Origin of the sequence: Clostridium sp. AF36-4 (assembly GCF_003435975.1) — a bacterium.
GTDB lineage: Bacteria > Bacillota > Clostridia > Lachnospirales > Lachnospiraceae > Eubacterium_F.
The window spans coordinates 18400-32433 of sequence record NZ_QTVH01000026.1 but is presented as its reverse complement, the minus strand read 5'-3'; the positions used below and the strand labels follow the sequence as shown (position 1 = coordinate 32433).

At 41.2% G+C, this 14034-nt stretch carries 12 protein-coding genes; 2 read left to right on the top strand and 10 right to left on the bottom strand.

Annotated features, from left to right (window positions below):
• Positions 1-182: 182 nt before the first annotated feature.
• Positions 183-1019 carry a DegV family protein gene (locus DW005_RS11570; RefSeq protein ID WP_181975043.1) on the top strand — a complete coding sequence of 279 codons (837 nt, stop codon included), beginning with the start codon at positions 183-185 and terminating at the stop codon, positions 1017-1019.
• A 46-nt stretch (positions 1020-1065) separates the two neighbouring features.
• Positions 1066-4290, top strand: a complete 3225-nt coding sequence (carB, locus tag DW005_RS11565; RefSeq protein ID WP_117479600.1) for a carbamoyl-phosphate synthase large subunit — start codon at positions 1066-1068, stop codon at positions 4288-4290.
• 66 nt (positions 4291-4356) lie between these two features.
• On the opposite strand, the gene DW005_RS11560 is transcribed toward carB, so the two are convergent.
• The 10 genes from DW005_RS11560 to era form a co-directional block, all read right to left on the bottom strand.
• Positions 4357-6015 carry a VanZ family protein gene (locus DW005_RS11560; protein WP_181975042.1) on the bottom strand — a complete coding sequence of 553 codons (1659 nt, stop codon included), beginning with the start codon at positions 6013-6015 and terminating at the stop codon, positions 4357-4359.
• Between the two features lie 111 nt (positions 6016-6126).
• Positions 6127-7398, bottom strand: coding sequence for a GHKL domain-containing protein (locus DW005_RS11555; RefSeq protein WP_117479596.1), 1272 nt, complete (start codon positions 7396-7398; stop codon positions 6127-6129).
• 1 nt (position 7399) lies between these two features.
• Positions 7400-8119: a LytTR family DNA-binding domain-containing protein gene (locus DW005_RS11550; RefSeq protein ID WP_117479594.1), complete on the bottom strand. Its 720-nt coding sequence runs from the start codon at positions 8117-8119 to the stop codon at positions 7400-7402.
• 22 nt (positions 8120-8141) lie between these two features.
• A complete protein-coding gene (locus DW005_RS11545) occupies positions 8142-8981 on the bottom strand; it encodes a hypothetical protein (RefSeq protein ID WP_022376616.1) in 840 nt (279 codons plus the stop codon).
• An 8-nt stretch (positions 8982-8989) separates the two neighbouring features.
• Positions 8990-10387, bottom strand: a complete 1398-nt coding sequence (locus tag DW005_RS11540; RefSeq protein ID WP_117479591.1) for a glycine--tRNA ligase — start codon at positions 10385-10387, stop codon at positions 8990-8992.
• A 467-nt stretch (positions 10388-10854) separates the two neighbouring features.
• A complete protein-coding gene (locus DW005_RS11535) occupies positions 10855-11562 on the bottom strand; it encodes a LiaF domain-containing protein (protein ID WP_117479590.1) in 708 nt (235 codons plus the stop codon).
• A complete protein-coding gene (locus tag DW005_RS11530; protein ID WP_117479588.1) occupies positions 11559-12020 on the bottom strand; it encodes a LytTR family DNA-binding domain-containing protein in 462 nt (153 codons plus the stop codon). The genes DW005_RS11535 and DW005_RS11530 overlap by 4 nt, the downstream gene beginning before the upstream one ends.
• Before the next feature lie 108 nt (positions 12021-12128).
• Entirely contained in the window at positions 12129-12863 is a 735-nt protein-coding gene (gene recO / locus DW005_RS11525) for a DNA repair protein RecO (protein WP_242989453.1), read from the bottom strand.
• Positions 12814-12990 carry a hypothetical protein gene (locus tag DW005_RS13905; RefSeq protein WP_022377009.1) on the bottom strand — a complete coding sequence of 59 codons (177 nt, stop codon included), beginning with the start codon at positions 12988-12990 and terminating at the stop codon, positions 12814-12816. The genes recO and DW005_RS13905 overlap by 50 nt, the downstream gene beginning before the upstream one ends.
• Before the next feature lie 122 nt (positions 12991-13112).
• Positions 13113-14018: a GTPase Era gene (gene era, locus DW005_RS11520; protein WP_022377010.1), complete on the bottom strand. Its 906-nt coding sequence runs from the start codon at positions 14016-14018 to the stop codon at positions 13113-13115.
• Positions 14019-14034: the final 16 nt, after the last annotated feature.

Sequence of the window (14034 nt, the reverse complement as noted above, 5' to 3'; positions counted from 1 at the left end):
TAACTGCATATGGAAAATGACGCACTTGTGTATAAAACTGCGGAAACTCAAGTGGTAATTTAATTGACAAACCATTACAATCACACTATAATTTTTATAACTGCGGTATTATATATAAGAAGATAATTTTTTTATATAAAATGCCCTGCAAATACATTTACAATGAAATAATGGAGGTTCCTATGATACGCATAATTACGGACAGTCTGTGCGATTTAACCATGGACTATGCAAAAGAATTAAACATCGATATCATGCCGCTTACCGTTCGTTTTGGGGAAGACGATTTTAAATGTGGTATTGATCTCACCAACGAAGCTTTCTATGACAAACTTACAAACGACAGTAACAATCCTTCTACCGCCGCTGTCAATCCATTTGAATTCGAGGAAATTTTCAAAAAATACATCGATGCCGGCGATGAAGTCGTGGCAGTCCTCTTTTCCAAATACATGAGTGCAACATTTCAGTCCGCATCCATTGCCGCAGAAAACATCAATTCTGACCGTCTGTATTTAATTGACTGTGAAACGGGAGCCATGGGACAGGGACTTTTAGTTGAAACTGCTGTCACTTTGCGTGATGAAGGGAAATCCGCAAAAGAAATTGCCGACACCATTCAGGCCCTTTTAAAGAAAACCGCAACCTATATCGTCGTAGATTCACTGGAATACTTAAAACGTGGCGGACGAATCAGTAAAAGTGCAGCACTGCTTGGCGGCCTGATGAAAGTACATCCGGTTTTACAGGTTATTGCTGACGGTGCAAAACCAATTGATAAGGTAAAAGGAAAGAAATCCGCAAATGCATGGCTGATTAACAAATTAAAAGACCAGCCGGCAGATGAAAATTATAAACTCGTAATCGGACATTCAAATGCGCCGGAGCGGGCAAAAGCATTTGAAGAACAACTTCGTGAGGCAGGTATTAAAAATGAAATTCTGACCACCTGCATCGGACCGGTCGTAGGAACACATATCGGTCCAAACTGTTTGGGAATTGGATATATCATCAAATAAATAAAATGGATAGAGAACAAAAAAACTATATATAAAGGAGACAACTATGCCTAAAAGAGAAGACATTAACAAAGTATTAATCATCGGTTCCGGTCCGATTATCATCGGACAAGCTTGCGAGTTTGACTACTCCGGAACACAGGCCTGCAAGGCGCTCAGAAAACTTGGTTACGAAATCGTTTTGGTCAATTCCAACCCGGCAACCATTATGACAGACCCTGAAATTGCAGACGTAACTTACATCGAGCCACTGAACGTAAACCGTTTGGAGCAAATCATTGCCAAAGAGCGTCCGGATGCCGTTTTACCAAACCTCGGCGGTCAGTCCGGCTTAAACCTTTGTGCCGAATTGGCAAGTGAGGGAATTCTTGACAAATACGGTGTACAGGTAATCGGTGTGCAGGTCGATGCCATTGAACGTGGAGAAGACCGTATCGAATTCAAGAAATCCATGGATGCCATTGGCGTTGAAATGGCAAGAAGCCAGGTATCTTACAGCGTAGATGAAGCGTTAGCCATTGCGGATGAATTAGGATATCCGGTTGTTTTACGCCCTGCCTACACAATGGGCGGCGCCGGCGGCGGTCTTGTCTATAATAAAGAAGAATTAAAAACGGTTTGTGCCCGTGGACTCCAGGCAAGTTTAGTTGGACAGGTTCTTGTCGAGGAATCCATCCTTGGCTGGGAAGAATTAGAGCTTGAAATTGTACGTGACGCCGATGGCAATATGATTACCGTCTGCTTCATTGAAAACATTGACCCAATGGGAACACATACCGGTGATTCTTTCTGTTCCGCACCGATGCTTACCATTTCCGAAGAAGTGCAGAAACGTCTTCAGGAACAGGCATACCGCATTGTCGATTCCGTCAAAGTAATCGGCGGCACTAATGTACAGTTTGCTCATGATCCGGTTTCCGACCGAATCGTTGTTATCGAAATCAACCCAAGAACTTCCCGTTCTTCTGCACTGGCATCCAAAGCTACCGGTTTCCCAATCGCTTTAGTTTCCGCTATGCTTGCTGCCGGTCTTACTTTGAAAGACATCGAATGTGGAAAATACGGAACCTTAGATAAATACAAACCGGACGGTGACTATATTGTAATTAAATTTGCGCGCTGGGCTTTTGAAAAATTCAAAGGTGTAGAAGATAAATTAGGAACTCAGATGCGTGCCGTCGGCGAAGTAATGAGCATTGGAAAAACTTATAAAGAGGCTTTCCAGAAAGCAATCCGAAGCTTAGAGACCGGCCGCTATGGTTTAGGTTTTGCCAAAGATTATAATGAAAAATCAAAAGAAGAACTACTTCGTATGTTAGCTACTCCTTCGAGTGACCGCCATTTCATTATGTATGAGGCACTTAGAAAGGGCGCTACCGTAGACGAAATCTTTGATATTACAAAAGTAAAACACTACTTTGTTGAACAGATGAAAGAACTTGTTGAGGAAGAGGAAGCCATCGCAAAATCCAAAGGTTCTCTTCCATCCGATGAGCAGCTTATTTCCGCTAAGAAAAATGGCTTCTCGGATAAATACTTAAGTCAGATTCTTGCGATTCCGGAAGATGACATCCGCAATAAGAGAATCGAACTTGGCATTGAGGAGGCCTGGGAAGGTATTCACGTAAGCGGAACCAAAGACAGTGCTTATTATTATTCAACTTACAACGCCAAAGACAAAAATCCGGTCAGCGAAGAAAAGAATAAAATCATGATTCTCGGTGGTGGTCCAAACCGAATCGGTCAGGGTATCGAATTTGACTACTGCTGTGTTCACGCAGCACTTGCTTTGAAAAAACTCGGCTTTGAGACGATTATCGTAAACTGTAATCCGGAGACGGTTTCCACCGACTACGATACATCCGACAAATTGTACTTTGAGCCTTTAACATTGGAAGATGTTTTAAGCATTTACAAAAAAGAAAAACCACTCGGTGTAATTGCTCAGTTTGGTGGACAGACACCGCTTAATTTGGCAGCCGAACTGGAGAAAAACGGAGTTAAAATTCTTGGCACGTCTCCATCTGTTATCGACTTGGCGGAAGACCGCGATTTGTTCCGTGCCATGATGGACAAATTAGGAATTCCAATGCCGGAAGCAGGCATGGCAACAACCGTTGATGAAGCACTGGAAATTGCGAAAAAAATTGGTTATCCGGTTATGGTTCGTCCTTCTTATGTACTTGGCGGACGTGGCATGGAAGTCGTATATGATGACGAAAGTCTTACCGACTACATGAAAGCAGCCGTAGGTGTTACACCGGACCGTCCGATTTTGATTGACCGTTTCTTAAATCACGCATTGGAATGTGAAGCAGATGCCATCAGCGATGGAACACACGCTTTCGTTCCTGCTGTTATGGAACATATTGAGCTTGCCGGTGTACACTCCGGAGACTCTGCCTGCATTATTCCATCGGTTCATATTTCCGAGGAAAATGTTGCGACAATCAAAGAATACACGAAAAAGATTGCGGAAGAGATGCATGTTAAAGGTCTCATGAATATGCAGTATGCCATTGAAAATGGAACGGTTTACGTTCTGGAGGCAAATCCAAGAGCTTCCCGTACGGTACCGCTTGTTTCCAAAGTATGTAACATCCGCATGGTGCCTTTAGCTACCGACATTATTACTTCAGAACTTACAGGCCGCCCATCACCGGTATCCTCTTTGAAGGAACAGAATATTCCATATTTCGGTGTCAAAGAAGCCGTATTTCCATTCAACATGTTCCCAGAGGTTGACCCTCTGCTCGGACCGGAAATGCGCTCTACCGGCGAGGTACTTGGTCTTTCCACCTACTATGGCGAGGCGTTCTACAAAGCACAGGAAGCAACACAGACAAAACTTCCTTTGAAAGGAACTGTATTAATTTCCGTAAACCGCAAGGACAAACCGGAAGTAGTTGAAGTTGCTAAATTATTCGCCGAGGCAGGCTTTAAGATTCTGGCAACCGGTAAGACACACGAAATCATTACCGATGCCGGCGTTGAGGCAGAGAAAGTATTGAAATTGTATGAAGGTCGTCCAAATGTACTGGATTTAATTACAAACGGCGATATCGATTTAATTATCAACTCACCGGTTGGCAAAGACAGCGTACACGATGACAGTTACTTGCGCAAAGCAGCAATTAAAGCAAAAATCCCTTATATGACAACTATCGCTGCTGCCAAAGCAAGTATTAAAGGAATCTTGTATGTTCAGAAACATGGCAATGGTGAGGTAAAATCCTTGCAGCAGATTCACAGTGAAATTTCTGATAAATAATTTATCTACAACAAAAAAAGCTGCGTCTTGTAAACACAAGACGCAGTTTTTTTATATACTATATTTTTATTTAGTTGCAACGTTTTTCACATGTTTAATCCATTTTCCCTTTTTGCTTCGATATGTCATCGTCACACAGTAGGTCTTCTTTTTCTTCGCCTTTTTCCGTACACATACTTTCCGAGATACTTTGTACGAATATGTCATGTGCGCCTTTTTGGCTCCACGAATTGCCTTTGCTCCTTTTACCGTGCAAACACTTGTCTTCATGCTTTTGTCAGCAGTTAATTTTGTTTTCTTTCCCTTAATGTAAATCTTTTTCACAAAGAAAGGATTTTTTTCATCCCCCTGCATGATTCCTAGACGAACCTTTTTCACTTTAGCATCAACGTAAAGTTTTTTTATGGAAAATTTCTTACTGCTTCCCTTACAAAAATCATTTGTCCAAAACGAATAATAGCCAATTCCTTTGTCCTCTCCCTGAGCCAAATGCCACTCTTCAATCGGCTTCGAAAAAAGACGGCTTTCATAAGACAACGAATAAAATCCTTTAGAATAGACTTTCTTTAATGAAGTACAATCCGCAAACGCTTCATTATACATAGCAACGCCATCATTTAAATGTAATTCTGTCAAACTGCTGCAGCCAAAAAATGCATACTCTCTAACAAACAAAACATCTTTCGGCAAATAAAGTTTTTTCAGATTTTTACACTGATAAAACGCCATTACTCCAATGTTTGTTACTGTTTTTGGTATTGTTATTTTTGTCACTTTATCTGCATTTGTCAGTACCGTAAAAGACTGACGATTCACACTTAAATTTACCTCATTCGTCAAAATTTTTCCGGAATAACCAAGACTGACCACTTTGTACCCATCAATGGTTTGCGGAATCATAATTTCCGTATCATCTGACGCAATATTTCTCAATTCAATTTCCTTTTTTGCCGCATCAATCACACGATAAGAGTATTTACCGCTTTTTACAAAAGCACCGGTATCGCGCCAATCCTCCACCGTATCTTCCCTTGCAATCGTTTTTTCAGTTGCAGCCGGCGTGTCTGCTTTGCTTACTTTTGCCGTCAGTGGCGATGCCACAGCAAGTAACATAAACACCAAAACGCCCATCACAATTTTTGTTCTTTTACCACCAAACCACTTTTTATAAACAATCTCTGCTGCCATACTTCCTATCACCCCTCCTAAAAGATTTAATAATAAATCGTCCACATCGACACTTCGATAACAATAACCTAAGGCAGAGTTAAATACGCCCTGCAAAATTTCAATTGATAAGCTGGTAAGAAAACATATGATAAAAACCGTTTTCTTTTTATGTTTCTGTTTCCAGCTTAAAATCGCAGTAAAAAAACCATACGGAACAAACAACAATATATTTCCTATACATTGAAATAAAAATACACTTTGATATCCTGAGAAAAAATCTTTTATATACCCAAAGATACTACGAAAAGGTACAAAATTATTTGTTTGCCCCAATTCATATTCAATATTCAATGCAATTTCCTCTTGTTGTATTGGAAACGGAAAATACACCACAACAAATATCCCTGCCAGAGTAAACAAAGCCATCACATATGCTATGAATAAATAAATTCCACTCTTCGTCCTTATATCCCATTCATGCATACAAAACAAAAGCACACCGGCAAATATAACAAACTGTACAAACAAAATGGCTGGTAATAAATATGTAATCATGTACATCTCTCCCTCTCATACTTTATATTATTATAATTATGATAACACATTCTAACGATAACAGATTCTAAAATTCGTGAACGGACAAAAATTGGGAGTGAACGGACATTTTTACACCAGCGGAATCACCACATCAGCAACAAACCACTTCTCTTTTGTATGTATCTCAAAATCTCCGTCAACACTCTCGACCATGTGACGAATACTTTTAATTCCATAACCATGAAGCTCTTTATCTTTTTTCGACGTTTTAATTCCCATTACAGAATTAAATTTCTCTTTACCATCATAGGTATTGGAAATTCGGATAATGAGCATTTTCTTTGCATATTTTATTGTAATCTTAATCTTTTTATCTTGCACTTTTTCGCACGCTTCCATTGCATTGTCAAGAAGATTTGTCAGGATTCCCGTAAGCACATAGGCAGAAACATTCAAATCTTTTGGAACTTTGACATCCATTTTAGTTTCAATCCCAAGGCGGTCTGCCTCCTGCAATTTATAGCTGAGAGTACTGTCAATGACAAAATTGTCCGTTCGCTCAAACTTCGTCTGGAAAAGTTCCCCTTCCTGCATTTCATTTAAGTACGCTGTCAGTTTTTCTTTTTCGCCCTGACTGTTCATAAATGCAAGCATGGAAATATGTTTCTGAAAATCATGCCGCTGAATTCTAAGTTCTTCATCCATCTGATGCATCAGTTTAAGCTGACGGTTCTGATACACATTTAGCTGCTCCAGTTTTTCCTTTTCAAAACGCACGCGCATATTTTCAATCTGAACGTCACACAGATAAAATACCAAAACATTCATGACAAACAAAATAACCGTACAGCCAAGCATATTCAACCAGTAAAAATTCTGCTGGCAAATCATCAAATCAAGGTAAAGTGAAAACACCGGGAGCACAATCGTTACCGCCCAGTAAAGAATCGGAATCTCTCTTCCTTTCTGCAGATTGCGAAAGTTTCGTATCATAAGCACGACAAGATACTGCACGACCGGCAATGCCACCATGCCCCAGACGTTGTAATATTCTCTCGACTGGAATACATTTAAATCCAAAAATCCGGTTGCAAGTCCCACGATACATTCTGCTAAAGTCATGCTGACAAAAGCAAAGACTGAATACAAAAGGCCTTGTTTCCAGCCGCTCTCATACCCCAAAAAGGCAATCAATACAAGCATAACATAAGAACTAAGTCCCGTAAGAATTGGAATATCTATAAAAACATTTAACAGCATGGTTATCGCAAAAAAGAGCACAAAGGCTAAAAATTCAATGCCTGCCCCACGCTTGCTTTTCCCAAAAAAGCATCGGTACAACAGCCATAATTCGTAAGATTGAAATATATTGGCAATAATATAAAAAGTAGCAAAAAGCATCTCAGTCCTCCATCAGTTCATGATTAATGAATTCATCTTTAAATTGTTTTCTACGGCTTTTTCCTATTATAATCTCTTTGCCATCTGACATCTTCACCTTTGACATAGAATATTCCGAAACATAATTCAGGTTAATCAGATAACTCTTATGACAACGGCTGAATCCATGTTTTTCGTAAATGTCACAAAGCTGCTGCAGCGAATTCCCCGCAAAAGCCACTCTCCCGTCCTTACAATGAACTTCAACACCTTTTCCCGCTCCTACAAAATACACAATATCCTTCAAACATACACTTTTATAAACACCATCTTCACGGTACCGAAAAGCAAGCGTTCCCGTATTAACACGCTCACGCACGAGGTCAATATCTTTTACAACATCCTTGTGTTTTAACGGTTTTAAATGAAAATTCAATGGATGCACATCAAATAAATCCATACAATAATTTGATTTTCCGGAGATAAAAACCAAATAAATCAAATCCATTTTCCATGCACTGCGAATCATCTGCCCCAGTTCAATTCCATTTTTCTGTGGCAGTTCAATATCAAGAAACAGCATGTCATACCACTGACCGTTCTGTAACTGCTGCTGCAATGTCTCCGCACTATGATACACGTCAACATAGAGACGCGTTGCATTTTCATAGTTATATTGTTCAATCCACCCCTCAAGCTGAGAGCATACGCCTTTGTCATCATCACAAATTGCAATATTCACTGCGTATCACCTGCCTGCGTATTTATTTCCATTCTTTCGGAAGTATCGCATTTCCTCCAAATCCTTTATGTTTCCAATTGTCCTTCGACTTATCAAACGATGTCACCTGCAAAATCTGCCATGGGTTTGATTTTTTCAAAGAACGATATACTTTTTTCAAAGGTACCCACTGTCTGTTATGCGTCAAATCTCCGGAATCCCCGAGAAAAATTTTATCGCTTTTCTCATCATATAAAAACAATGTCACATAATGCCCCGGTGTATCTTTCCAGTAACAATCGCTGTCATTACTGCTCACCACAACAATACATGCCAGTGATTCTTTCACTAACTTTTGAAACGCTTCGTATTTGCCGGGCTTACGAAAAACATCTGACGTAAAACCAAGTTCTTTTAACGTAGCCTTCATATAGCCCCAGTCGATAGCACCACCACCGCCATAGCCACTCACTTTTTTTGCATACCGGTACATATCAACCGGTGAACTTTCATACGAAGAAAATGTCGTATAAATATTTGCCATGCAACACAAACCGCATCCAAAAGCACCAAAGGAGCCACCATCGTAAAACTCTTTGCCCCATTTACCGGACCACTCTCTGCGCCCCTCATAAGCCTTTGGTCCCTGAAAGAAAGTTGCTACTTTTTGGGTCGGATCAGGCGTCGGTGTCGGTTTTTGTGTCGGAGACAACGACGGCAAAGCGGTCACCTTCGGCGTAACCGCTGTCTGTTTTAATGTTTCCTTTGTCTGCTTTGACCCGGCCGGGAAAAACTGATTTAATAAAGCAGCGGCTGCCAGCATCCCGATGCTTAACAAGATGATGACAGCCAGTTGCTTTTTAGTAACTTCGCGTTTCTGCATAAAGTCTCCTAAAATGTAAATTTATCCGCAAAATACTCTTTCAAATCTACAATTTTAACTCTTTCCTGTTCCATAGTATCACGGTCACGTACCGTAACCATACCATCTTCTTCTGAATCAAAATCATAAGTAACACAATATGGTGTACCGATTTCATCCTGACGGCGGTAGCGTTTACCGATATTACCACGGTCGTCATATTCACAGTTGTAAGTCTTGCTGAGCTCTTCAAATACTTTTTCAGCATTCTCATTCAATTTCTTTGACAATGGCAGCACACCAATTTTAACCGGTGCCAATGCCGGATGGAAATGAAGAACCGTACGAACATCCGGTTTTTCTTCCGTTCCAATATTTTCTTCATCATAAGCACTGCAAAGGAAGGCAAGTGTTACACGGTCTGCTCCCAGTGAAGGCTCAATTACATAAGGAATGTATTTCTCACGTTTTTCATCATCAAAATATTCCATCGGCTCGCCGGAAGTATTCTGATGCTGTGTCAAATCGTAATCTGTACGGTCTGCGATTCCCCAAAGTTCGCCCCAGCCAAATGGGAACAAGAACTCAAGGTCTGTCGTTCCCTTACTGTAGAAGCAAAGTTCTTCCGGTGAATGGTCACGCGCACGCATCTCATCTTCTTTGATGCCAAGGCTCTGCAGCCAATCGATACAGAACTGACGCCAGTAGTTAAACCACTCCAAATCCGTTCCCGGCTCACAGAAAAATTCAAGTTCCATCTGTTCAAACTCACGGGTACGGAATGTAAAGTTACCCGGCGTAATCTCATTACGGAATGACTTACCAATCTGTCCAATACCAAACGGAATTTTTTTGCGTGATGTACGCTGTACATTTTTAAAGTTTACAAAAATACCCTGTGCCGTCTCCGGACGAAGATATACGGTATTTTTTGCATCTTCGGTTACACCCTGGAATGTTTTAAACATCAGGTTAAACTGACGAATTTCCGTAAAATTGTGTTTTCCACAACTTGGGCATGCAATTTTGTGTTCTTCGATAAACTGTTCCATCTGCTCATTGGACCAGCCATCTACAGAACCATCTAATTCAATGTCATTATCTCCTGCAAACTCTTCAATCAACTGGTCTGCACGGAAACGCTCATGACACTCTTTACAATCCATCAGAGGGTCGGAAAAGCCGCCAAGGTGTCCGGATGCTACCCATGTCTGCGGATTCATAAGAATCGCACAGTCCACACCAACATTGTATTTATTCTCCTGAATAAACTTCTGCCACCATGCTTTTTTTACATTATTTTTTAATTCTACACCGAGATTTCCATAATCCCATGTATTCGCTAAACCACCGTAAATCTCAGAACCCGGATAGATAAATCCACGGCTCTTAGCCAGTGCAACGATTTTGTCCATTGTCTTTTCCATCGTCTTCCTCCATTGCTTTCATTTTCTCTCAATATTGTACTATTTTAGCGATGTTTTTGCAAGTAAAATAATTTGTGGGGGATATTCTATATGGTGGTTTTTGAGGTTTCCATAATTCATTAAGAAAAGTTTGCATCTCGTGGGACGGCTCCCGCCTGGTTGAGTTGCGTAACAGCAGGGGCACTGAAACTACCAGTGCCACCTGCTGACGCACTCAAAACCCACTCGATGCAAATCTTTTCTTAGTGAATTACCGGAAGTCTCAAAGACCAACATGGAATATTTCCTGCGAATAATTTTCTCAAATGGGGAGAGGGTGCTTGGCCGGGCAGAGCAAAAAAGACCGTAGATTTCGCCATGAGGGACTTGAACACCGTCGGTGCGCTAAGGACGTATTCTGTCCTTGCGCACCGTTACGTGTGTTCTCTAACGAAAGTGGTCCCTCATGCGAAACTACGGTCTTTTGCTTACACATAGTAAATCGTAATTCCACCAAAGTTATTGCTTCCCTCTAATGTGAGTGTTGCCGTGACTTCGCCGTTTCTGTTATTTTTTTCATCAATTCCACCAAAACTGCTCTCTACATGGTTCACAATCTGCCACTCTTTTGGCACGAAAAGTTCGACACCGGCAAATGATGAATCAATGTTTATTGTTGCATTTCCCGATGGGATTCTTGCCTGGTCAAGATACACCTTAACCCCTGCAAAACTGGCATCTATTTCCGCATAGCGAAAATCTTCCGATGTGATGTAGCGGATGACACTGCCAAAAGTTGACGAAATATCCAGTTCGTCACCATTGAGTTTTTCACCCTTCACTTCGTCCCATTCATCTCTTTTTTTAGAGTGCCCGCGATGGAATATTTTTTTCCGAAAACGTCCAAAGATCAGGTGTAGTCCAATCGTCAATAGAAGGGCTGCCAGTAAAACTGTCCACGGTGTGATTGCCGTGATTCCAAGCGGTTTATCGTAGATAATTGCGATAAAAGCAAGTGGAAATAAAATTCCGCCAAAGTGAACATGTGGGATACTCGCCACAATCACGGCGATGCATACAACGGTAAACAACAGTGAAAATACGCCTACTGCCGGAAGGTATCCAAGCTGGCTCACAACCAGATAGGCACCCGCCAAGATTAAAAATACGCCCCAAAAATAATTTTTTTTCATCATCTCATCCTCATTTCTACTAATTTTTCTTTTAATACTCTGCTGTAATGTCTGGATACAAAAATCTGCTTATGGGAATTTCGAAATGCCGCACAGCTCGTTGTCGACAGATTACTCTTTTGCAGCGAATAAATTTCCGACACATTGGCAATCGTCGATTTGGAAACACGCAGAAATTGATTTGGAAGAATCTCCTCCAATTCGTAGAGCCGCTGTTTCGTCTCATATATTTCATCTCTTGTGTGAACCTGAACTATTGTTCCTTCGGTTTCAAAAAACAAAATATCCAAAACATCCACATAACACTCCAAATCTCCCTGATAAAGAACCAGCCGTTTTGTCTCCGTATGACCGGATGCAAATGCCTCTTGAATTTTTTGCAGTTCCTCAGTCATCCGGCGGCAGTGAATCCTTATTTCATCATCCGGCAGATTCTCATCCAACTCAATGGTAATCTTCATAATCGCCTCCCTCTTCGTGTGTAATGCCATTATAGCAAAAGAAAATGGATTGTAAACCCATTTTCCGTAAGTGGTTCTATTTCGTTTGTAAGTGGTAAAAATAAAGACTTAAAATCCCATATCTAACATATCCAGCGAGTGAAATGTACGGTCTGTGTGCACCTTAAAATATCGTGAAACAACTTCTTTTAACTGGACAAGCACTGCCTCGCTGACAGAAAAAGTATACAATTTTTGAAGCGGCGAGGAGAGAATCCTCTGCAAAGTGTAAATAGCAGTTTCCGACAACAAAATACCGGTCTTTCCGTCGTGGCATTCATCGCAGACAATGCCCGCATCCCCCACATAAAAATGGTGCAGATTTTCCGTTTTTCCACACCTTATGCACTCAAAAATACGCGGTGCCTCCCCGGCAATCGCTAACATCCGGAATTCATATATGTAACGCACCAGTTCTTCCGGCAGAGAAGGCACCGATAACGCCCGCAGCGACAAATACAAAAGATTCAATTCATGCTTCGCTGTCATTCCTTCCCTCGTAAAATAATCTGCCACCTCGCAAAAATAAAGTGCCAGATATAAATGCTCCAGATTCTGCCTTAATTCCGGGAAATAATTTTCCACCTCAACCTGCTCTATGCTATAAGAATCCCGTCCTCTATAAATAAAAAACTCCCCAAAGGTAAACGGTTCCGTTGCAGCAGACAGCGGACTTCTGGGGCGCCTTGCCCCTCTGGCGAAGGCGGAGATGCGCCCCCGCTCTTTCGTCAAAAGGACAACACGTTTGTCGTATTCACCAATGGTAGCTGCCGAAAGCACCATTCCTGTCACTCTCTCTTTCACGTGTTCCCCTCTCTTCCTTTGCTGCATTTTCCCATCCGTTTCTTCCTTTTTCTTCCCTCACATACGCCAGATAATCAGACACTTTCCCCGTCTGTGTAAATGTATTCCAGTTTGCTTCATTTCCCATTGCGTTCCTCCTCGCCGCAGTCCTTTTGCGGCTTTTATACTTTTGTCCGGATGTAAATTGCTTTACACCCTAGCAATAGGATATCCCGATTCCAAACCGGCTATGCTAACACATATTGGTAATCAGTCTTTTTCTTTATAGCCAAAATTCTTAAGAAGAAAATCACTGTCACGCCAGTCTTTTTTCACCTTAACCCAAAGTTTCAGATTTACCTTTGCCTGCAAAAATTCTTCAATTTCCCTTCTGGCATCGGTTCCAATTCGTTTGAGCATACTGCCCTGTTTTCCGATGATAATTCCCTTATGGGAACTTCTCTCGCAGATAATAGTAGCATCAATGTCAATCAAATTTCTTTTTCCCGGCCTGTTTTTCATCTGGTCAATGGCAACAGCAATTCCGTGTGGAATTTCATCCGAAAGCAGACGAAGTGCTTTTTCGCGAATCAATTCCGCCACAATCTGGCGCACCGGCTGGTCCGTAATCGTATCCTCATCGTAAAATGCCGGTCCCTCTTCCAGATAAGAAAACATGGTCGTAATAAGTTCATCGACATTTTCGCCCGTCCACGCAGAAACCGGTATAATTTCTGCAAATTCCATCATATCTTTATAGGCAGCAATACATTCTAACAATTCGTCTTTCTTAATCGTATCAATTTTATTCATTACAAGAATAACCGGCGCTTTGGACTGTTTTAACTCCTCTGCAATATAGCGCTCGCCTCTGCCGATAAATGTTGTTGCCTCAACAAGCCAGAGCACAAGGTCAACTTCTGAAAATGTTTTTTCTGCCACACCTACCATATATTCACCAAGCTTATTTTTTGCCTTGTGAATACCCGGCGTGTCCAAAAAAACGATCTGTCCGCGCTCATCATGATACACCGTCTGAATCCGGTTTCTCGTAGTCTGCGGTTTATTTGAAGTAATCGCTATTTTCTGACCAATCATTTGATTCATCAACGTAGATTTTCCCACATTTGGTCTGCCCACTAACGTAACAAAACCTGATTTAAATTCCTGTCCCATCTTATCCTCCATTTTC

Coding starts and splice junctions, on each gene's coding strand:
- DW005_RS11530 (WP_117479588.1), bottom strand. CDS start 12,020: ATGAAGATTACCATTGAGTTGGATGAGAATCTGCCGGATGATGAAATA.
- DW005_RS11540 (WP_117479591.1), bottom strand. CDS start 10,387: ATGGAAAAGACAATGGACAAAATCGTTGCACTGGCTAAGAGCCGTGGA.
- DW005_RS13905 (WP_022377009.1), bottom strand. CDS start 12,990: ATGGGAAATGAAGCAAACTGGAATACATTTACACAGACGGGGAAAGTG.
- DW005_RS11570 (WP_181975043.1), top strand. CDS start 183: ATGATACGCATAATTACGGACAGTCTGTGCGATTTAACCATGGACTAT.
- era (WP_022377010.1), bottom strand. CDS start 14,018: ATGGGACAGGAATTTAAATCAGGTTTTGTTACGTTAGTGGGCAGACCA.
- DW005_RS11545 (WP_022376616.1), bottom strand. CDS start 8,981: ATGCAGAAACGCGAAGTTACTAAAAAGCAACTGGCTGTCATCATCTTG.
- DW005_RS11560 (WP_181975042.1), bottom strand. CDS start 6,015: ATGATTACATATTTATTACCAGCCATTTTGTTTGTACAGTTTGTTATA.
- DW005_RS11535 (WP_117479590.1), bottom strand. CDS start 11,562: ATGATGAAAAAAAATTATTTTTGGGGCGTATTTTTAATCTTGGCGGGT.
- carB (WP_117479600.1), top strand. CDS start 1,066: ATGCCTAAAAGAGAAGACATTAACAAAGTATTAATCATCGGTTCCGGT.
- DW005_RS11555 (WP_117479596.1), bottom strand. CDS start 7,398: ATGCTTTTTGCTACTTTTTATATTATTGCCAATATATTTCAATCTTAC.